At 39.4% G+C, this 21,161-nt stretch carries 21 protein-coding genes, 1 pseudogene and 1 other annotated feature (1 of these 23 only partly in view); of the genes and pseudogenes, 18 read left to right on the top strand and 4 right to left on the bottom strand.

What is annotated here, in order from left to right:
* Window positions 1–50 precede the first annotated feature (50 nt).
* From ACMX9J_RS06185 to ACMX9J_RS06155, 7 genes are all read left to right on the top strand, one after another.
* Window positions 51–1,154: an NADH-dependent flavin oxidoreductase gene (locus ACMX9J_RS06185; protein WP_416225541.1), complete on the top strand. Its 1,104-nt coding sequence runs from the start codon at window positions 51–53 to the stop codon at window positions 1,152–1,154.
* A gap of 249 nt (window positions 1,155–1,403) precedes the next feature.
* A complete protein-coding gene (locus ACMX9J_RS06180; protein ID WP_033580612.1) occupies window positions 1,404–2,291 on the top strand; it encodes a sulfite exporter TauE/SafE family protein in 888 nt (295 codons plus the stop codon).
* A gap of 461 nt (window positions 2,292–2,752) precedes the next feature.
* Complete coding sequence (locus ACMX9J_RS06175; RefSeq protein WP_033580613.1) at window positions 2,753–3,214, top strand: hypothetical protein; 462 nt, start codon at window positions 2,753–2,755, stop codon at window positions 3,212–3,214.
* A 116-nt stretch (window positions 3,215–3,330) separates the two neighbouring features.
* Window positions 3,331–3,789, top strand: a complete 459-nt coding sequence (locus ACMX9J_RS06170) for a hypothetical protein (RefSeq protein ID WP_028412771.1) — start codon at window positions 3,331–3,333, stop codon at window positions 3,787–3,789.
* On the top strand, window positions 3,789–4,109 hold the full coding sequence (locus ACMX9J_RS06165; RefSeq protein ID WP_028412772.1) for a hypothetical protein: 321 nt from the start codon (window positions 3,789–3,791) through the stop codon (window positions 4,107–4,109). The genes ACMX9J_RS06170 and ACMX9J_RS06165 overlap by 1 nt, the downstream gene beginning before the upstream one ends.
* Window positions 4,109–5,368, top strand: coding sequence for a glutathionylspermidine synthase family protein (locus tag ACMX9J_RS06160; RefSeq protein ID WP_034270136.1), 1,260 nt, complete (start codon window positions 4,109–4,111; stop codon window positions 5,366–5,368). Before ACMX9J_RS06165 ends, ACMX9J_RS06160 begins: the two co-directional genes overlap by 1 nt.
* Window positions 5,369–5,383: 15 nt before the next feature.
* A complete protein-coding gene (locus ACMX9J_RS06155) occupies window positions 5,384–5,800 on the top strand; it encodes a DUF350 domain-containing protein (protein ID WP_033580616.1) in 417 nt (138 codons plus the stop codon).
* Window positions 5,801–5,818: 18 nt separating this feature from the next.
* Here ACMX9J_RS06155 and ACMX9J_RS06150 read toward each other — a convergent pair whose 3' ends face one another.
* Entirely contained in the window at window positions 5,819–5,965 is a 147-nt protein-coding gene (locus ACMX9J_RS06150) for a hypothetical protein (RefSeq protein WP_165351762.1), read from the bottom strand.
* A gap of 189 nt (window positions 5,966–6,154) precedes the next feature.
* Between ACMX9J_RS06150 and ACMX9J_RS06145 the strand changes: the two genes are divergently transcribed.
* Window positions 6,155–6,580 carry a DUF6843 domain-containing protein gene (locus tag ACMX9J_RS06145; RefSeq protein WP_033580617.1) on the top strand — a complete coding sequence of 142 codons (426 nt, stop codon included), beginning with the start codon at window positions 6,155–6,157 and terminating at the stop codon, window positions 6,578–6,580.
* 41 nt (window positions 6,581–6,621) lie between these two features.
* On the opposite strand, the gene ACMX9J_RS06140 is transcribed toward ACMX9J_RS06145, so the two are convergent.
* Window positions 6,622–7,074: a hypothetical protein gene (locus tag ACMX9J_RS06140; RefSeq protein WP_028412776.1), complete on the bottom strand. Its 453-nt coding sequence runs from the start codon at window positions 7,072–7,074 to the stop codon at window positions 6,622–6,624.
* Between the two features lie 172 nt (window positions 7,075–7,246).
* On the opposite strand from ACMX9J_RS06140, the gene ACMX9J_RS06135 reads away from it, so the two are divergent.
* Window positions 7,247–8,584, top strand: coding sequence for a sodium-dependent transporter (locus ACMX9J_RS06135; RefSeq protein ID WP_014459442.1), 1,338 nt, complete (start codon window positions 7,247–7,249; stop codon window positions 8,582–8,584).
* Window positions 8,585–8,888: 304 nt separating this feature from the next.
* Complete coding sequence (locus ACMX9J_RS06130) at window positions 8,889–9,290, top strand: hypothetical protein (RefSeq protein WP_224980258.1); 402 nt, start codon at window positions 8,889–8,891, stop codon at window positions 9,288–9,290.
* 217 nt (window positions 9,291–9,507) lie between these two features.
* On the opposite strand, the pseudogene ACMX9J_RS06125 reads toward ACMX9J_RS06130, so the two are convergent.
* Window positions 9,508–11,032, bottom strand: a pseudogene (locus ACMX9J_RS06125) (catalase); the annotation flags it as partial.
* Between the two features lie 453 nt (window positions 11,033–11,485).
* Between ACMX9J_RS06125 and ACMX9J_RS06120 the strand changes: the two are divergent.
* Window positions 11,486–12,661 carry a peptidoglycan-binding protein gene (locus ACMX9J_RS06120; protein ID WP_028412780.1) on the top strand — a complete coding sequence of 392 codons (1,176 nt, stop codon included), beginning with the start codon at window positions 11,486–11,488 and terminating at the stop codon, window positions 12,659–12,661.
* A 124-nt stretch (window positions 12,662–12,785) separates the two neighbouring features.
* Window positions 12,786–13,100 carry an MTH1187 family thiamine-binding protein gene (locus ACMX9J_RS06115; protein ID WP_013057706.1) on the top strand — a complete coding sequence of 105 codons (315 nt, stop codon included), beginning with the start codon at window positions 12,786–12,788 and terminating at the stop codon, window positions 13,098–13,100.
* Between the two features lie 64 nt (window positions 13,101–13,164).
* Here the strand turns inward: ACMX9J_RS06115 and ACMX9J_RS06110 are convergent, their stop codons facing one another.
* Complete coding sequence (locus ACMX9J_RS06110; RefSeq protein ID WP_028412781.1) at window positions 13,165–14,748, bottom strand: PucR family transcriptional regulator; 1,584 nt, start codon at window positions 14,746–14,748, stop codon at window positions 13,165–13,167.
* A 306-nt stretch (window positions 14,749–15,054) separates the two neighbouring features.
* Between ACMX9J_RS06110 and allC the strand changes: the two genes are divergently transcribed.
* From allC to ACMX9J_RS06080, 6 genes are read left to right on the top strand one after another with little or no spacing between them, the layout of a single operon-like run.
* Entirely contained in the window at window positions 15,055–16,296 is a 1,242-nt protein-coding gene (allC, locus tag ACMX9J_RS06105; RefSeq protein ID WP_416225690.1) for an allantoate deiminase, read from the top strand.
* A gap of 12 nt (window positions 16,297–16,308) precedes the next feature.
* A complete protein-coding gene (locus ACMX9J_RS06100) occupies window positions 16,309–17,559 on the top strand; it encodes a pyridoxal-phosphate-dependent aminotransferase family protein (protein WP_028412783.1) in 1,251 nt (416 codons plus the stop codon).
* A 41-nt stretch (window positions 17,560–17,600) separates the two neighbouring features.
* Complete coding sequence (ggt, locus tag ACMX9J_RS06095) at window positions 17,601–19,211, top strand: gamma-glutamyltransferase (RefSeq protein ID WP_048019000.1); 1,611 nt, start codon at window positions 17,601–17,603, stop codon at window positions 19,209–19,211.
* A 24-nt stretch (window positions 19,212–19,235) separates the two neighbouring features.
* Window positions 19,236–19,820 carry a chromate transporter gene (locus tag ACMX9J_RS06090; RefSeq protein WP_028412785.1) on the top strand — a complete coding sequence of 195 codons (585 nt, stop codon included), beginning with the start codon at window positions 19,236–19,238 and terminating at the stop codon, window positions 19,818–19,820.
* A complete protein-coding gene (locus tag ACMX9J_RS06085; protein ID WP_014459451.1) occupies window positions 19,817–20,347 on the top strand; it encodes a chromate transporter in 531 nt (176 codons plus the stop codon). Before ACMX9J_RS06090 ends, ACMX9J_RS06085 begins: the two co-directional genes overlap by 4 nt.
* Window positions 20,348–20,405: 58 nt before the next feature.
* Window positions 20,406–20,864, top strand: coding sequence for a GNAT family N-acetyltransferase (locus ACMX9J_RS06080; protein WP_416225540.1), 459 nt, complete (start codon window positions 20,406–20,408; stop codon window positions 20,862–20,864).
* Window positions 20,865–21,064: 200 nt separating this feature from the next.
* Window positions 21,065–21,161, top strand: a binding site (T-box leader); it runs 109 nt beyond the window's last position.

Below are 21,161 nucleotides of genomic sequence, written 5' to 3'. Positions count from 1 at the left end.
ATGCCTATGTCTACTCCGCTTATAGATGGGCAAGCTAAGGGAAAAAAGGTGTGAATCAATTGAAGACGGCCTATGAAAAGTTATTTAAACATTTTAAATTTGTTGATGCTCTTGAGATGAAAAACCGATTAGCAATGGGACCTATACTCACATACGCTTCACGAGAAAACGGGGAAATATCCGATATCGATCTGACTTTTTACGAAAAACGAGTAGGGGGCGTCAGTACGATAATTATAGGCCCCGCGTTTATCACAGAAAATGGCCAAGTAGCACATGGTCAAATCGGAATTCATCGTGATCAGGTCATACGAAAGCTTCATCAACTAACCCAAATGATTCATAGAAGAGGAGCTAAAGCGATTCTTCAACTATCGCACGGGGGAAGAAAGTGCGTAGAAATGGAAAGTAAGTGGCAAGCAATTAGCCCTAGTGAAAAGCCTCACAAACGTAAAGGAAAAAAGCCTGTTCAAATGACCGAGCGCGATATAACTTATATTGTTCAAGCGTTTGGCGAAGCTACCACAAGAGCTATGGAAGCAGGGTTTGATGGAGTGGAAATTGACGGAGGAAATGAATGTTTACTGCAGCAGTTTACGTCAAGGCAAGCCAATGAACGAAGTGATTCTTATGGAGGAAGCGCAGAAAACCGCTTCACTTTTGCACTTGAAGTTATTCGTGAAGTGACGCGTCGAGCAGCACATGCGGGCAAACCATTTATTGTGGGATATACATTAGCGCCCAAAGAAAAAGGCTATTTAGGAAATAAAGTGGAAGATACATTTGAGTGGATTGATCGTCTTGTTCATACAGAAATTGATTATTTACATATCAGTGCTTTGCATGAACCTACCTCAAAAAGGGAAGAAAATCATTCACTGCTTTCTTCGATCATTAAGCATGTCAATTACCGGGTCCCTCTTGTGGGTACAGGAGGACTTACGGCAACGGAAGTCGCAGAAGCTTTTGAGCAAGGTCTGGCTTTAATTACGATTGAACAAGCGTTAGTCGTACAGCCAGATTGGGTAGAAAAAGTGATAAATAGCGATGAGCCTACTTCTATGGATGTGACGTCATTAGATAAAGATGTGAGTTTACTACCTGAAGTGCTAGCTCACTGGCAAGACATGCATAAAAATGACCGCCCTTATTAAGTGAGCGGTCGTTTTTATGTTGTTGACTTAACAAGAAGAATTTTATTTTACTGATACTATAACCAAGCAGCATACATAGACTAAAAGAAAAACTAAAAACACAGTTGACTTCTAGGAATAGTTAGGATTACAATATAAACAACTTATTTATAAAACGGACAGCTGATCGGACATACCGAAGGCTTCTAGCAAACAACTGTTGGAGGCCTTTTTGTGCTCTCTAACAGAAGATTAAAGTGGAGGGACAACATGAAAAAGTTAATTACGTTTGCACTTATTGGCTTTTTAGCTCAGTTAATTGACGGATCACTTGGAATGGCGTACGGGGTGACATCAACTACCCTACTTTTAACGTTTGGAATTGCACCAGCTGTGGCTTCGGCATCTGTTCACTTGGCAGAAGTTGTAACAACAGCAGCGTCTGGTGTTTCACATATTAAATTTGGCAACGTAGATAAATCGATGGTTTTAAAACTGATTATTCCTGGTTCCATCGGGGCTTTTGTAGGAGCCTGCTTTCTAAGTAATTTACCTGGAGATGCAGTAAGACCTTACGTTTCAACATTCTTATTGCTCCTAGGAGTTTATGTGTTATTTCGCTTTTTATTTACGTTTAAAACAAACGAAGAAAAGAGCACCAAACCTTTATCGACGAAGCAGTCCATTCCGTTAGGATTAATTGCTGGATTTGCTGATGCTACAGGAGGAGGCGGCTGGGGGCCGATTGCAACGCCTGTATTGCTAGCTAAAAAAGGCACAACAGCACGGAAAGTCGTTGGAACCGTTGATACAAGTGAATTTGCTATTGCCGTCTCGGCTACACTTGGCTTTTTAATTTCTCTTGGCTGGGAGCAGGTAAACTGGTTCTGGGTAGGCGCTCTTATGATTGGCGGAATTATCGCGGCTCCGATTGCTGCATGGTTTGTTCGTATTATCCCGGCTCACTTGCTTGGTTCGCTTGTTGGTGGGTTTATCATTTTAACAAATGCTCGAACACTCTTAAATACATGGGTATCAAGCAGCTCAACGCAGATAGCTGTATACGCATTTATCCTTATTGTATGGGCAGCAGCAATCGTTTACTCATTTTTACAAGGGAAAAAATATAATCAAAATCGAAACGTAGAAGTTTCGTAATAAAAGGATGGAATAAAAATAGCTTAGTTAAAGGAAAAACTGAACGCATTTGATTCTTGATGGAGAATCAAATGCGTTCAGTTTTTTTATGGTTAGGGTACATGTAGGTTTCATGTATGTAAGTGCTTCTAGCTGTTGACTAGAGGGCAAGGCGAAGTCTCCTGCGAGAAAAGCGGAACAGATGAGACCCGACAGGAGCGGCCGCCCTCGGAAAGCGAAGCCTTACACGGAAGTCAACAACGGTGTAACAAGGGAGCATACTAGCGTATTTATCTCATGCTCGTCTTTAGATTGGGATGATTTTGTTATGTCTCAATCTCTTTTAGTATCTGAATACCGTAAAATAGACGAGCGTAGATATTTTTTTTGCGTCTTATGATACAATAGACGAGTTCATTCATGAGTGGGAATACTTTCTAACACATATAAAATTCATTGAATCGTCGAGGTGTGAAGAGTAAGTGGTCTATTTTATTTTAGTATTAGTAGCAGCTATCGAAGTAATTGTCTTGTTGATTAATCGACCTGTATTTGCAAACATTCCGTATGTGCAAGTATATATTGTTCCTTTGTTAATAGTAATTGTCATAACGATGTTACTTTCGCGAAATCCAAAGAGGTTTATGCGGTGGTTTAAACAAGGGCTTATTACGATTTCAGTCGTTGTACTTGTATTCGTACCGGTTCTCTATGCCAAAAATCTCCCGCTGTATGGTTATAATGAAGCAAAAAAAATGCTTGCGCAAAGAGAACAGCTCTTGCTAAGTCAGTTCCAAAAAGGAAAATACGTATATCCAGCAAAAGACAGCCCTAAAAAATACAGGTATCTATTCAAAGTTCATCGTGGAAACGGCATGCTTGAATATGTATTCGACCCATACACAGGCGGTTATGAAGTTGTGACAGATGTGATAAAAAAATAAAGGTTTAGCTTATTTAAAGCTAAGCCTTTTTATATGAGAAAAAATTGAAACTTTTTGAAAATCTGTGCGTATTTACTAAAGAGCGTTCACGAAAAAGTCACAAAAGGAGTTGCACAATGGCAAAGTTAGAATACCGACTGCTAAAGCCTGACGATACGTTTGTATCTATTTATCACTATCAGTCTATTGAACTTGAACAAATTTTAGCAAGAAGAGAATGCGAATTTTTTGTTAAAGAAGGAGTAACGTATAAACAAACTTCATCTGCAGTCGAAGATGATATCCATATTGTTTATGTAAAAGAACATGAAAATGGACCGAAAGAGCAAGCAGAAGATGATCACAGAGAGATTACGTTAGAAGTCCGCGAATTAAATTCTCTTCGAGGACATCCAGTTTTATTCGTCTCTTCATTTTATACGCATTTGGACGTATTAAGCTATATCGGAACAGTTTATACATACTATAATGGATGGGAATGGGAAAGAGACTCTGCGGAAATTGATGAAGATCGCAGCGTGTACAGTTTATATGTAACAAAAACAGGCGTAACGTATGAAAGGGGAAAGGCGTAATGTCCAAAACAAAAAAAATGATGGCGGGGGTTTTGACCACTGCTTTAATGACATCGCTCGTTGCCTGTGGTTCAACTGATCAGGCAAGACCGGCTAAACCGAAAGATAAATCGTGCGACAAGTGGAAATGGGATGAAGATACGAAAACGTACTACTGTTCAGATTCTTCTTCTTCGCACAGCGGTTCATATTATCACGGAGGGCGCTACTACGGGTCTAAAAAACAGCTGACCTCATCATCGTCCTATAAGTCATTTAAATCAAGCAGCTCGTATAAATCTGGAATTGGGAGCGGCTCTAAAGGCGGTTTTGGCGGGTAATGCATAAAGAAAAGCGAGAAATGTTTTATAAAGAAATTCAAGATTTTTGGTACGACTTATATGGAACAGAGTATGCTCTTTATGACGTACATATGGAGTCTTCTCACATCATTCATTCTATTAAAGAAGCAGCAAATCAAATCGGGGAACTATTTTTTAAAACGGCACCTTTACTTCGTTCATTAGATGATCAGACGCTTCTTTCTTTAGGATTTCCAAAAGCCAGTTTACCGTACCTGCGACTGAAAACGATGGAAACAGAAAGTGTTATTTCACGCCTTGATTTTGCTGTTACGGCTGATCAAATCAAGCTTCTAGAACTAAACGCGGATACGCCTACATTCATCAAAGAATTATTTCATGTAAATGAGTTAGTCTGTCGGCATTTTCAGGTTCAAAACCCTAATAAGCTTGAAGAAAAAAAGCTTGCTTTAGCATTAAAACACGCCATTTTTGAAGCTTATAACGAGCTCGATAGAACGAACTATCCAAACGTCGTTTTTTCTTCTCATGATACACATGAAGAAGATAAGCTAACGACTCTTTATTTAATGAAGCTAGCCGATGTAGATGCTACATACGTTCCGTTATCGCAGCTTCGAATTGTCCCTGCCTCTACAGTTGAAGAAGGTGAACATATAGAAGCGGGCGTGTATGATCAACATGGACAAAAAATAGACGTACTCTATCGCCAAACTTATCCGCTTGAACATTTAATTGAAGATGAAGATCCGAGTACGCATGAAAAAGTCGGACACATGCTTTTAACATTGGCACAGCAAAAACAAGTAGCCATAATCAATCCGCCTTCTGCATTTTTACTGCAGTCTAAAGCCGTGCAAGCACTCATTTGGGCTTTGTATGAACAACATCATCCTTTCTTCACTAAAGAAGAGCATCACATTATTGAAACATACTTTTTACCAACGTATTTAGAAGAAGATCCATTTATTGAAAGAAAACAAGCATTTGTGAAGAAACCATCGTTTGGTCGTGAAGGAGATACCGTTGAAATTTATAATGAAGACGGAATCAAAATAGACGAAGATCAGCATAAGACATATCAAGAATACACGGCTGTATATCAACAGTTTATTCCTTTGCCAACTGCAAAAATGAAGACGCAAACGAAAACAGTAGAGGCTCATATCATGTACGGGTGCTTTTTATTAAATGGAAAAGCAAGCGCAGTAGGAATTCGAGCTGGAAATCAAATTACAGATAACGAATCGTATTATTTGCCGATTGGATTAAAATGAAAAGGGGAACTAAAAATGACACAATGGATTGATTGGGCTAGTATAGGGAGTTTTTTATCTCACGTAGCGGTAGGATTAGGGCTATTATTTATCGGAGTAATCGTATTTGAATTAACAACAAAATTTAATGATCGTGAACTTATAAAAAAAGGAAATGTCGCAGTCGCTTTGAAGTTATGGGGAAAAGGAATTGGGCTTGCTATTGTCATTTTCACTGTGTGGAGCAACAGCTTAAATTTGGTAGATGCAACTCTTTGGGGAGTAGTAGGTATCATTACTCAAGTAGTGACATATTGGATTATTGAATTTATTATGACGCCTAAAACGAGCCTAGCCAAAAAAGTAGAAGAAGGAAATGTAGCGGTTGGAGTAACTCTTTTTGCAGCATCGATAGCCGTTGGCCTTATTGTCGCTGGAAGCTTAACATATTAAAAGAAGGCGATTCCTGTTTTACGGGGAATCGCTTTTTTTATGTCCAGATTGCTCGTGTTCACTTAGTAATAATATACGTGTATTTTCACGGTCGGCACGAACAATTTTTTGCTGTGTGTAAAGCGGAATGACAAAGAGCAAAATAAATAAAAAAACATAGCTCATTTTTGTTATCCTCCCATGTAAATTGTAAACGCCTGCTAATAGTGTGTGACAAACAATACGTAAATATAGCATATTTGACTGGATAAACTGGGAAAAATTGAGGGGTGCAAAAAGAATATAATCTTACCTTCAACAAAAACTAAAAGCAGTATAGAGACACGTCTTTTATTAAGAAAGGAGTTGGGAAAAGTGAAAAGGTGGCTCATTTTGTTTTTATTGATCGTAATCGCATCTGGATGTGGACGTCCAGATGAAACGTCTCAACCGAGCATTTTCCTTATACCAGAAGGGTACAAAGGATGGGTTATGGTCGAATATGATAAAGATAACGGAAATCCTAGCAAGACAGAAGGAGACTACACTGTATTTAAAGTAAACGAGCAGGGAGTCGGGAAAACCAAAACGCTTTTAAGCGGCGGCGGCTGGGCAAGAAATAAATATTTCTATGTAAATAAAAATGGAGAGCGAAAGCAATTGAAGCAAGGGAAGATGATTCATGGCACGACTCAAGGTAACAAAAATCATACGGTAACCTACTTTTTCGTCGGCACCGCAAAAGAGTTCGACAAGGCCGGGGACTATCGAAGAAAACTTACCGAAGAAAGTTCTTCGTAAAAAAGAAACGCTGCCTCTTTGGCAACGTTTCTTTTCTATCTTCATTTGAATGTGCAAAAGACGGTGTCTTTTAAACGTTGAATTTCGTTTAGTGCTTCTTCCTGCTTATGAATTACCCAATCTGGCAATGAGTGTTCAACCGACAGCTCGTCGAAACAAGCCCCGCATGTTTTAACTTCAATATAAGATTCAATATATTGAAGGTGATCTAAGTTATAAGCCCAAAGTCGACGTTCAGGGCAGATTGTTTCCAAGTAAAGCGGAAGCTGAAAAAAAGGATCTACTGCTTCAGAAAGTTCTAACGGTCCTTGGCCCTCAGCGCTGATGACGTCTAGATAACCACAGTGAGGACACGTGCATGAGTGCGTTGACCCGCTCAATTTTTTATCCAGTTTTACAACTCGCGCACATAGTTCGCAGTTTGGACATTTTACTAAGATAAAGTCAAGGAACTTATCTAAAAATTGCTGCTGTATTACTTGTTGATTTGTCATTTTTTGTACCTCTAACTGTCAAACTTTTTTTAGTTACGAAAATAAATAATGAAACCTACATACTATTCATAACACATGATGGGGGTTAAAACAACAAAAACCCTTTTCGACAGCAGGGTTGTGTGATATAGTATGACAAATCAGAATAAATAAAGAAAAATGGTGAGAAAACATGAGTCAAAACGAACAATGGACATCAAAACTCGGCTTTATCTTGGCATCCGCCGGTTCAGCAATTGGAATCGGAGCCATTTGGAAACTTCCTTATGTAGCCGGAACAAGCGGAGGAGGGGCCTTTTTTTTACTGTTTATCTTGTTTACAGCAATTATTGGTTTGCCGCTTTTGCTTGCTGAATTTGTACTAGGTAGACATACACAAAAAGAAGCAATTCGTGCTTATGATGCAGTTGCTCCCGGTTCTCTTTGGAAAGGAATCGGGTATTTAGGCGTGATTACATGCTTCATTTTATTATCTTTCTATAGTGTAGTAGGAGGATGGATTTTACAATATATTTTTGCAAGCGTCACGGGTCAGCTGAATGGAGTAAGTGACTACGGGAGTTTATTTAACTCCACCATTGCTAATCCGACAAGTGCTGTTATCTCTCAATTTGTTTTTCTTCTTTTAACAATTGTTGTAGTAGCAAGAGGTATTCAAAATGGTATTGAAAAAGCAAACAAAATTTTAATGCCTGCTCTCTTTATTTTATTTATTATTATTATTATTCGTTCTTTAACATTAGACGGAGCGATGGAAGGCGTATCTTTCTTTTTGTATCCAGATTTTTCAAAGCTTACCTCCCAAACCATTTTGTTTGCAATGGGACAAGCATTCTTTTCGCTTAGCGTAGGCGTTTCGGTTATGGTTACGTACAGTTCGTATCTGTCTAAACAGCAAAACTTGCCAAAATCGGCTATTTCAATTTCAGCGTTAAATATTTTGATTTCTTTACTAGCAGGTTTGGCAATTTTCCCTGCAGTCTTTTCAATGGGCGTAAAGCCGACGGAAGGACCAGGTCTTTTATTTATTGTATTGCCTTCTATTTTTGAACAGCTTCCGTTCGGAATTGTGTTTCAAACTTTCTTTTTGGCGCTGTTTTTATTTGCTACTTTAACATCTGCGTTTTCGATGTTAGAAATTATTGTTGCTTCATTAGCCAAAGGAGAGCAGCATAAGCGCATAAAGCTATCTTGGATTTCGGGCTTACTAATCTTTGTGGTAGGAATACCTTCAGCACTATCGTATGGTTTATTAAGTGACGTATCGATCTTTGGAAAAAGCATCTTTGACGCTTTTGATTTTCTTGTAAGTAATATCCTTATGCCTCTCGGTGCTCTTTTAATTGCCATCTTTGTTCCTTGGAAGATGAAAAAAGATGTGTTAATTGAAGAGTTTAAGCATGGTTCGACGAATGTGAAGCGCTGGTTCTCTTTATGGCTTCTTGCTATTCGATACATCGCACCTGTTTTAATTATCATTGTATTTATTAATATGCTAGGCTTTATCTAACGAAAAAACGCTGTTAAAACGCTTGGTTTTAACAGCGTTTTTTTTGGAGGAAAAGGAGGAGTATGATGCTTGATTTCTTGTACGATATGTTTGTAGGAGCAGGGGTATTTATTTTATTATTCGTTCTTTTGCTAGTAGCGAGAACGTCGGGGAAACGCAAGAAATAGGCGGGTATAATTCCCAGTGTAAAAACCCCAAAAAAGACTAACACCACAGAATTAAACTATGATAATATATTATCCTATGAGCATAACCAATGCTCACATATGTTGTGATGAAGCGTTTTTTAGAAAGAGGGATCATCTTGAGTGGAGAAGTTCTTGTCAAGATTTTATCTCAAGCGTATGAACAAAAAAAGACATTACCAATCGTCTCATTCTCGTCTTTTTTTGAACAAAAAAAGGTGGGCTTTCGTTTAAATAACGATGTGTCCGCTGATATCATCTACCATACGCTTACATGTATTCAGAGAAAAACGTGTGTCCAAGATGTGTTAGTGGAAGTACTAAAAGTTGATAGTCCAAACAATGACGGGGCATTTTCTGATTGTGTATATATTTTAGCAAATGGTACAAACCAGCAAGTGAAAGAATGGGTTCAACCCTTACATCCTAAAAGAGTTACACAAGGATATCAGCACGGGACACCCATTGATGCGCCACAGTTAAAAAATGACTACCACGTGTTTGCCGTTACTTGGTCATAAGCGTTTAACCCAAAAAACATCCTGCTGTCGCTGCAGGATGTTTTTTGTTAATAAGGATGGGCGTCTTTTCCTTTTTCATTAGCTTCTTCTACCGCATCAGCAGCTTTGTTGCTTCCTAACGGTGAACCGCCTTCTTTTGGCAATTTCCCATATGTAGGAGTCATTTCTGCTCCCATTTCAATTTCTAAAGAACCATCATCATGCATGAGAAGACCGATACCATTAGCTACTCGATTGCCGTAGTCAAAATCACATTGAGTTAAAAGCTCAATCATCTTTGTTTGAACGGTATGGTGACAGCACTTTAAACCGTCTACTAAGTTTTGAATAAGCTCATCACGTTCCCAGTCTTCTAATAAACGATAGCGTTCACCAGCTTGCTTAAAGTCATTTGTACGGTCAATTTTTTCTTTTTTTACATTCCCTTCAACATAAGGCTGATGAGGTTTTGGATGATCATGCGCTTCTTGAAGACCTCCAAGAGAAGATGGCTCATAATTCACATGCGGGTTCTGACCAGGAGCTGCATCTACATGATAGGCCATTTGACCATCTCGTTGATTTGTTGCTACATGTTTTTTCGGCGCGTTAATAGGCAGTTGCAAGTAGTTTGTTCCCACACGGTGACGCTGCGTGTCGGAATAAGAAAACGTTCTTCCTTGCAGCATTTTATCATCAGAAAAATCTAGCCCATCCACAAGCACACCCGTACCAAATGCGACTTGCTCCGTTTCAGCAAATACGTTGCTTGGATTTTTATCTAGGACCATTTTACCTACTGGAAGAAATGGAAACTGGTCTTCCGGCCAAATTTTCGTGTCATCAAGCGGATCGAAATCTAGTTCGGAATGCTCTCCGTCTTCCATGACTTGCATACAAAGTTCCCACTCAGGGTAGTTGCCGCTCTCGATCGCTTCATACAAGTCTTGAGTAGCGTGACTGATATTTTTAGCCTGAATTTCTTCTGCTTGTTTTTGGGTCAAATTTTTAATTCCTTGTTTTGGTTCCCAATGGTATTTAACAAGAAAGGCATCGCCATCTTTGTTTACCCACTTATATGTATTAACACCGGAACCTTGCATTTGCCGATAGTTAGCAGGTATTCCCCAAGGTGAAAATAAAAAAGTAATCATATGCATAGCCTCAGGTGTATGAGAAATAAAATCAAAAATACGCTCGGTATCTTGACGGTTTGTCACAGGATCGGGCTTAAAAGCATGAATCAAATCAGGGAATTTAATAGCATCGCGAATAAAAAATATTTTAAGGTTATTTCCTACTAAGTCCCAGTTCCCGTCTTCTGTATAGAACTTTACAGCAAATCCCCTTGGGTCTCGCATCGTTTCTGGAGAGTCCTTTCCATGAGTTACGGTAGAAAATCTGACAAAAACGGGCGTCTGTTTGCCTGCTCCTGAAAAAACTTTTGCGCGGGTATATTTTTCAACGGGCTCGTCCCCAAGTTTTCCGTACGTTTCAAAATATCCATGAGCTCCCGTTCCTCGGGCATGAACAACACGTTCCGGTATACGTTCACGATCAAAATGCGAAAGTTTTTCAATCAGCTGGTAATTTTCAAGAGTAGCAGGTCCTCTGTTGCCTACCGTTCGAGAATTTTGGTTATCACGAATGGGGTGACCTTGACGCGTCGTAAGCGTCTGCTCGTTCTCTCCGCTTGCATAGCGTTTGTCTTCCGAGTCACCTGATCCGCTAACATTTGTACCATGAATGCCTTTATGGCTCATAAAATAATCCTCCTTATTTAAAACATAACCAAGACTATTTTTTTCAGCCCGCGCTTTTTTATTCATTAATATGGAAATAATATAAATTTTTAGAAGAAAAGCTGTTTTGCTGAAGAGGGGAACAAATCCACTAAACGAATAATTTTAAAAAAAGTTTCACATTTCAAAAAAAAATAAATTGTTTTTTTTGAAATATAAAGATAATGTTACGGGTGATTTTTTACCTATTATTAGTGTAGGAAAAGGAATAATATTGGAATATATTAGCTTTTTTGTCGAACTTATTAAGTGTTAAACGACAATAAACTACGACAATATACACCATACGGCTGCGCTACTGTCGTTTCCTGTAACATAAATGTAATATTAGTGATGTTATTTTGTAATAATGTGTTGTTACAATGTAAACGTCTTATAGATTAGTAGATTATGGCATTGGAGGAACCTTTTTTTATGAAAAAGTTGATATATTCGTTAGCGTTATGTGGATCTTTAACAGTAGTACCTACAATTAGTGAAGCTGCTTTAGGAGATGCTACGCTGCACCCAGGAACAAGTAATTCAGATGTGAAAGAATTACAGCAAAAATTAAAAAACAAAGGTTATTTTACATACGGTACAACAACAAACTATTACGGTTCAATCACGACTAGCGCAGTAAAATCGTTTCAGCGCGCAAATGGTTTATCAGCAGATGGTATTGCAGGTCAAGCTACATTTAATAAACTGCTAGGAAGCGGAAGCTCATCAAGTTCATCAGTTAGCTCAAGCTCATTGCTGCGCGTTGGTTCAACAGGACCAAACGTACAATCTTTACAGCAACAGCTAAAGAATAAAGGCTATTTTAAAGGAACTACAACTCAATACTTCGGTTCAATTACAAAGAATGCAGTAATGGCATTTCAACGTGCAAATGGACTGTCTGTGGATGGAATTGCGGGTCCAGCTACGTTAAGTAAATTAAAAAATGGGGGTTCTAGCGCTTCAACTGGCGGTTCTAGCTCTAGCAGCTCAACTATTTTACGTCAAGGTATGAAAGGTTCAGCAGTAAGCAGCCTTCAGCAAAAACTAAAAAATAAAGGTTACTTCTCAGCTGGTGTAACAGGATACTTTGGCTCAATTACAACAAGTGCAGTAAAATCATTTCAACGTGCAAATGGTTTATTAGTAGACGGAGAAGCGGGTCCGGATACGCTAAATAAATTAAACTCAAGCAGCTCTAGCAGCTCAAAACCTTCAACATCAACAGGAAGCAGCACAAGCTCAAGCTCAGCTTCAAAAGTTATTTCATACGGTAAACGTTTTATGGGAACACCTTATGTTTGGGGCGGAGCTGCGCCTGGAGGATTTGATTGCAGTGGTTACCTTAACTATGTATATCGCAATGCAGTAGGTGTAAGTCTTCCTCGTACAGTTGCTAGTATCTATCAAACTGGTACGCGTGTAAGTTCACCTCAGCCTGGAGATATCGTTTTCTTTGAAACGTACCAACCAGGAGCTAGCCATGCTGGAATTTATATCGGAAACGGTCAATTCATGCATGCAGGTTCTTCAACAGGCGTAACAATCACATCATTAAGCAACTCTTACTGGTCAAAACGTTACTTAGGAGCAAAGCGTTACCTATAAGAGTGTAACAAAAAGGAGTAGTTGCATAACTATTCCTTTTTTCTATGCACCGTAAACGTAAAAGTAGGAAATTTTTGTGTCGTTTGGTATGATAATTGGAGAATAAACAAAAGGAGTGTATAAAATGGCTATTGTAGATGTAACCATTATTCCGGTAGGTACGGAAACGCCAAGCGTGAGTCAGTACGTAGCTGATATTCAAAAAGTGCTGGCCAAGCATGAAGATGAAATTACATATCAATTAACCCCTATGAATACATTGATTGAAGGGGAATTAAGCACGCTGCTAAAAATTGTTCAAGAGATGCATGAAGTACCTTTTGAAAATGGTATTCAGCGCGTGTGTACAAATTTACGAATTGATGATCGCCGTGATAAAGAAAATCATACGATGGCTGGGAAATTACAATCAGTACAGTCTAAATTAAAAGCGAAATAAATAATATGCACTACAATAAAAAACGCTTGAGTATCTACTCAGGCGTTTTTTATTGTAGTTATACTTAATTGGCATGCACAAGAGAAAAAATTTGAAAAGCTACGCGCAGCCGAAGGGTTTCCTCTGACGTGTGAATAGGTCTTTTTAGTAACTCTTCGCATTTTTCGATTCGATAGATTACCGTGTTCCGGTGAACGAATAACTGCTTAGCAGTCTCTGAGATTTGGCAATTGGAATTTAGATATGTTTCAAGCGTGTCAAGTAAGATGGAGCGATCTTTCTTATCGTACTGCAGCAAACCTTCTAATGTTTGAGAATAGTAATCCTGTAAATCGTTTGCTGGAAGCAACCTCAGCAGCTCTTTAAACTGTTTTGGCTGATAAAATTGAATAAGCTTTGACTGATCTTTAAAATGGATGGTTTCAAGAGCTTCAACAGCTTCTTTATATGAGTCAGCGATTGTAAGTAGGGATTGGCTTTGGTTTCCAATTCCAAATGACATTCGCTTATCATAGTGACGGTAAACAGCTTCCTGCAAGCGATGCAAGCATTCTATAATCATAGGTTGAGAATGAGGTGTAAACAAGAGAATGTAAAGATTGTCATAGAAAAACAAAACGGCCTCTGTAGGACCTGCTGATAACTCATATTGAAGGAGCTCATAGATCATATCATCATCGCTGTAAGGCGTGAATGTAGAATGAATTTTCCCAACGGCGCAAATATAGCTGTTTCCTGCTGATAAGCCCATCATCTGTGCTTGAAAGGAAGCATCCTCAGGCGTTTTATAATAATTGTTAACAAGCTGATTGAAAAAATCGTTTTTTCGTCGCCGTTCAGCTTCATACAAAGCCTGCTGTCTCATCATTTCGAAGGATAAAACGTTTGTCGCTTGTTCAATCGTTAGGAGCGCTGAATCGGATAAAGAAACTTGGTGTTCAATAAATAAATAACTGTACTTTCTTGTATGAGTAGCAATCGGAAAAAGCGTAACGGTTTTTTTTGTGTTCAAAAAGGAAAAGGTTGTATATTTTGACGTTCGTAAAAACAGCTGCTTAGCGCCCGCTACCGCTTCTTCCATTGGGAGCGAAAAAGGTTCGCGTTTGTTTGTGTAAAAGAGTTCATGGCCATGGGTATCAAAAAGGGCAACGTGAGCATTGCATAACGTTTGAATGGATTGCATAATTTTCTCAATGCCTTTTCCTTGTAAGATGTAGGAGGAAAATAGCTGATGTGTGACCATCGCTTGCTGAAGCTCGGCTGTTTTTTTATCTAAAATAAAGCTGAGAGATTCATTAATAACCGCGCCTAACGTTTCGTCCGTTTGGAAATCAATGATTGGAAAGTGAAGTTCATCAGCTAGCTGACAAATAGAAACAGGCACGTGTTCGAAAAAACGCTTCGTTTTTATGGCCAATCCTGCACATTTCTTTTTAGCCATTCCTTCTACAAGTTTTGCTAAGCTTTCTTCATGTTCTTTGAAGTGATAACCCGTTGTAATTAAAAATTCTCCTTCTTTTAAAAAAGATAAAATATCGGGTGCGTCCATCATATTGACGTTATGTACTTTGCGGGTGACCCCTTTTTGTCCGGCTACTACAGATGCTTTCTCATAAATCGGGATGCGTAAAAGAGTTTGTAGTTCCATTATTCTTTACTCCTTTTGTTAAAAATTCTCACATTTCCCTGCGCGTATTTTTATCTACCTTCTATTTTATAAGAAAGTTTAGTTAAAATAAATAAAATTTTCAGAAAAAAATGTATAAATTGTTAATGAAGAAGTTTATTTAATTCTGTAAGATAAGATAAATAACATATAACGTTAGAAAAAGTAACGTATATAAGACTTTGTGTATTTAGTGATAATAGCCAAAAAAACACTAAATCATTGTAGGAAGTGTTAATGAAAACAATCAGTCATTTTCTTAAAATGAAGATAGCAGGAGGGATAGCAATGGTTGCAGATATGACGGGAAAATCTAAGCTTTGTCAGCAAATCGAAGAAAACATTAGCTGGTTGTCACAGTTTGGGTTAGATGAAAAAGAAGGTGTCACGAGGCTTTTATATACGGAACAGTGGAATGCAGCTCAAAAGGCATTGGAAGAAAAAATGAAGGGACTTCACCTCAAAACGTATTACGATGATGTAGGAAATTTATTTGGACGGTTGCAAGGAACGGGTCCAGAACAACAAGTTATTTTAACAGGATCCCATATCGACACCGTGATAAACGGAGGAAAATATGACGGGGCTTTTGGTGTTGTGGCAGGTATCATTGCTCTGCAGTACCTATATGCGCATTATGGCTCCCCTACAAAAACCTTAGAGGTCGTATCACTTTGTGAAGAAGAAGGTAGCAGATTTCCTCTTACGTATTGGGGATCAGGTAATATGAATGGATTACACAGCAAAAGTGATGCAAAACATGTTATAAATAAAGAAGGGGTTAAGCTGGATGACGCAATGAAACAGCTCAATTTCGGAGAAGGCCTCCACAGCGAGCCATACCGCACAGACATCGCTTCTTTTATTGAACTGCATATCGAGCAAGGAAAGCAGCTTGAAATGTCTCATTGCGATATCGGAATTGTTTCTAGTATCGTCGGGCAGAAACGATTTACAGTATCTGTTAAAGGTGAAAGTAACCATGCGGGCACAACCCCGATGAACATCCGAAAAGATGCATTTTATGTGAGCTGCAAACTCGCTAAGGCATTTATTGAATTGAGCGAAAAATATCATAACGCTTTATACGTAACGGTTGGAAAAATTACACTTTCTCCAAATGCACCGAATGTAATACCAGGATATGTAGAATTCACGGTCGATATAAGACATCATGAGTATAAGGTTTTACAAGAAGCAGAACGAGAAATGAAGGAAATTATCAAGCGAACAGCAGGGGATTTAGAAGTGAATCTCAACTGCTGGATGGATGAAAAACCTGTTGCCATGAGCGAAAAATTATCTGAACTTTCCAAAATTATTTCCTCGGAAAAGAATATCTCCTCCCGAGAATTAGTAAGCGGTGCAGGACACGACTCGCAGGTATTCGGGCGAAGAGTTCCCACATGTTTGTTATTCGTCCCGAGCCAAGATGGAATCAGCCATTCCCCAAAGGAATTCACCAAAGGAGAACAGTTAGAAAAAGGAGTAAAGGTCTTAATAGAACTATTATATAAACTTGCCTACTAGGAGGAATTTGACATGACTATAACAAAACAGCTTCATACACCGCCGCGTACGATTATGACACCAGGCCCCGTAGAAGCAGATCCACGCGTATTAAGAGCATTAGGAACACCTATTTTAGGTCAGTTCGACCCCGCATTTACGCGCATTATGAACGAAACGATGGAAATGCTTCGTGAGCTATTTCAAACCAAAAACAAATGGGCTTTTCCCGTTGATGGAACGTCTAGAGCTGGGATTGAAGCAGTTCTTGCAAGTGTAGTTGAACCGGGCGATAAAGTATTCGTCCCGATTTTCGGCCGCTTCGGCTATTTATTAACGGAAATTGCCGAGCGCTACGGAGCTGAGGTACACAATATTGAATGCGAATGGGGAGAAGTGTTTGACCCTGAGACCGTAATCCAGGAAATAAAAAAAGTAAACCCAAAAATCGTTGCAATGGTTCATGGCGAAACGTCTACAGGGAGAATGCAGCCTCTTAAAGAAATTGGTGCTGCATGTCGCGACCAAGATGTTTTATTTATCGTCGACGCAGTAGCTACTATCGGCGGCACGGATGTAAAAGTAGACGAGTGGAACATTGACGCATTGATTGCAGGTACACAAAAGTGTTTATCTGTTCCGTCGGGTATGGCACCTATCACGTACAATGATCGTATTGAAAAAATTATCATGGAACGTAAAAAAGTTGAAAAAGGAATTGCGACAAAAGCAGATGCTCAAACTGTTCGTCTGCGTCCAAATATTATCAGCAACTATTTTGATTTGAGTCAGCTTCAAGACTATTGGAGTGAGCGCAGGCTAAATCATCACACGGAAGCAACGTCCATGCTCTATGCTTTGAGAGAAGGACTGCGCGTTATTTTAGAAGAAGGGTTAGAAGAAAGATTTGCAAGGCATCGTCTCCACGAAAAAGCACTTGTAGCCGGAATTAAAGCAATGGGATTATCTTTATTTGGCGATGAGCACTCAAAAGTTCCAACCGTTACGTGCGTCTTAATTCCATTAGGAATTGACGGGGAAGCAGTTCGTTCTACGCTTCTTGAACAATTTGGAATTGAAATCGCAAGTTCTTTTGGGCCGATGCACGGAAAAATATGGCGTATCGGTACAATGGGATACAGCTGCCGTAAAGACAACGTTCTCTTTACATTAGCCGGTCTTGAAGCAGTGCTTATTCGAAACGGGGCAAGCGTAAATGCAGGTTCTGCTCTGCAAGCAGCTTTAGAAGTTTATGAGGAAGAAGTAGCGTTGTCTAGTCTGTAAAGATTCGTTATTCACCATATAAAGAAAAGAGGAGATTTTCTATGAGCGAATACTTTTTCACACACCCATATGCATCGCAGCGTACGTGCACGTTTGGAAAAAACGGAATGGTAGCAACTAGTCAGCCTCTTGCCGCTCAGGCGGGTCTTGAAATGTTGAAAAAAGGAGGCAATGCAGTAGATGCTGCTATTGCCTCCGCAGCTTGTTTAACGGTGGTAGAACCTACTTCAAATGGAATTGGCGGAGACGCATTTGCTCTTGTGTGGATAAATGAAGAACTATATGGACTCAACGCGAGCGGTCCTGCTCCTGCTTCTATCTCTATTGAGGCTCTGCGCGCCATGGGGATAAAAGAGATGCCGGCTCGCGGTTTTGTTCCTGTTACGGTCCCAGGTGCCCCGAGTGCGTGGGTGGAGCTGTCAAAACGCTTTGGCCGGCTACCGTTAAAAGAAGTGCTGCAGCCGGCTATTTCTTATGCGCAAGAAGGGTTCCCAATCTCCCCAATTTTAGGGTACAATTGGGAACGAGCGTTTGAACGATTTACACACGCGTTAAAAGGTGAAGAATATAAACACTGGTTTGAGACATTTACTAACAATGGATCTGCTCCTAAGGTAGGGGAAATGTGGCGATCACCAGACCATGCTGCTACACTGCTTGAAATTGCCGAAACGAATGGAGAATCTTTTTACAGAGGGGATTTAGCTGATAAAATAGCAGCTTTTTCGAAAAAACACGGCGGATTTTTAGCAAAAGAGGATTTAGCAGCTTTTAAAGCAGAGTGGGTAAAGCCGATTTCAACTTCTTACCGAGGATACGATGTGTGGGAAATACCGCCCAACGGCCAAGGCCTTATTGCGCTTTTAGCTCTAAATACGCTAAAAGGTTTTTCTTTTGATGCCAAAGATTCTGTCGATACATACCACAAGCAAATTGAAGCTATGAAGCTAGCGTTTGCAGATGGACAAAAATTTATTACAGATGCTGATAAAATGACAGTAGCAGTTGAAGATTTGTTGAATGATTCTTATGCAAACAAGCGCAGAGGGCTGATTGGTGAAAAAGCGCTTATTCCCGAAGCCGGACAGCCGTCTCATAGCGGCACGATCTATTTGGCTACAGCTGATGGAGAAGGAAACATGGTATCATTCATTCAAAGTAATTACATGGATTTTGGCTCAGGACTTGTCGTACCTAATACGGGCATATGCCTGCAAAACCGCGGGCACAATTTTTCGTTAGACCCACAGCACCATAACCGATTAGAGCCTGGAAAACGAACCTATCATACCATTATTCCTGGATTTTTAACAAAGAATAAAAGTGCTGTAGGTTCATTCGGTGTAATGGGTAAATTTATGCAGCCGCAAGGACATGTGCAAGTCATCATGAATATGATTGATTTTCATCTAAATCCTCAGGCAGCTTTAGATGCACCAAGATGGCAGTGGATTGAACATAAAAAGGTTCTTGTGGAAAAAGAAATGCCTTCACATATTGTAGAAGCATTAGAACGCAAAGGGCATGATATTCATGTGGCTACGAGCAGACATACGTTTGGAAGAGGGCAGATTATTTTAAGAGATGAACAAACCGGTGTATTATACGGCGGCACAGAAGCGCGAACAGACGGAGCCGTCGTTGCTTATTAGATCACAGAGAAAGGAGCGCGAGAAATGCGACAATTGGATATTTTTATAGCGTTTTTTCGCTCAGGTATGCTCGGCTACGGAGGAGGACCTTCAGCTATTCCACTTGTAAAAAAAGAAGTAGTCGATACGTACAAGTGGATGGATGACGATGAATTTGGCGATTTATTAGCAATTGCCAATACGCTGCCTGGGCCTATTGCGACAAAGCTGGCTGGATACATCGGCTATCGAGTCGGCGGTATCTTAGGTCTCGGTACAGCTTTATTTGCAGCCGTTATTCCAACCGTTTTTTTAATGGTATTACTGTTGACCACTTTAACGCAATTTAAAGATCAGCCCTGGGTTATGGGGATGACCAAAGCAGTCGTTCCTGTAGTGGGAGTGATGCTCGCAGTTATGACATGGGATTTTTTCAAAAAATCAACGTCTGGTTTAGGCTGGACGCCAGCTATTATCTTACTCATTATTAGTTTAGGACTAATGGAATTTGCCCATATTCATCCAGCAGTTATTATTATTGTACTTATGGCAGCAGCTTGGATTCCGCTAAAACGAAAAGGAAAAAAAGGCGAAAGCGATGAGCACAAGCAAAAGAGGGAATCGGTATGATTTATATTCAGCTATTTATGGCGTTTTTTGTTTCAAATATTTTAGGCTATGGAGGAGGACCTGCGTCGATTCCGCTCATTCAAAAAGAAGTTGTAGACCGCTACCATTGGCTTACCGTTAAAGAGTTTAGTGAAATGCTGGCAATTGGAAATGCGCTTCCAGGTCCAATTGCGACAAAAATGGCGGGATTTATCGGATATCAGCAGGCAGGGATTTTAGGCTCGGTGATTGCTCTTTTTGCAACGATTGCTCCGTCGGTTTTGCTTTTAGTCATTTTACTTCGAATATTATTTAAGTATAAAGATTCACCAAATGTTAAGAAAATGACCAACTACATTCGTCCCGTAATCGCTATTTTACTTGGCTTAATGGCGTATGAATTTTTTATGAATTCATACGGTGATTCAGGTATATGGCAAACTCTATTTTTAGTAGCAGCCAGCTTTCTTTTATTGGAAAAATTACGTGTGCATCCAGCGTTCGTTATTGTCGGAGCACTCGTATACGGAGCTGTTTTTCTTGCTTAAATGAAGCTCTCAAATGCTGAGAGTTTTTTTTGTAAAAGAGACGAAAAGAGGGAGAACAATGGTTGAAAAAGCACTATTAGAAGACGTGCAGGACCTGGTTAGCCTGCGAATGCTGCTCATGAAAGAACTGGGAGAACTAAATGAGAGTGAGGAGCTGTTTCGAAAGGCGACAGAAGAATATTTTACTGCGAATATAAATAGCCCAAATAATTATACGGCTATTTTAAAAGTCGATGGAAAAGTTGTATCAGCAGGAAGCATCGTCTTTTTTATACGTCCGCCTTCACCGGGTAACCTTCAAGGAAAAGAAGCATATGTTATGAACATGTATACAGCTTTTGATCACCGAAAGCACGGCTATTCTTCCGCTATTTTAAAGCACTTGATGCAGTACGGCCAAAAAAGTGGTGTAAATCGAATATGGTTAAATGCTTCCGCCGCTGGAAAAAGCTTGTATCAAAAACATGGATTTATTGAATATGACTCTGAAATGGAATACGTGTTTGAAAAAAATTAAAGTGACAAAACTCTTGATAGAGAGAGGTTTGAAGGGGAAATGGTTTTTAAAAAATAAAAAAAATTAATAAAAAGTGTTGACGAAGATAAAAAAACCATTCATAATACAAATCAACATCACACAACATTACACACAACTTGGAAGCGACAAACAGTTTCAAACGATCGGAACTGATTATCCAAGTACGCATACATAGTCAATACTGAGCGTTGATAGGAGCACGAGTAGAAAAAATTTCCCTGTATCAGAGAGCTGACGGTTGCTGCGAGTCAGAACAAAAATTTTTTCGAAGTACAT

It is taken from the genome of Priestia sp. RMT2NF4 (assembly GCF_047872835.1).
GTDB lineage: Bacteria > Bacillota > Bacilli > Bacillales > Bacillaceae_H > Priestia > Priestia zanthoxyli.
This window is presented reverse-complemented; position numbering and strand designations above follow the sequence as displayed.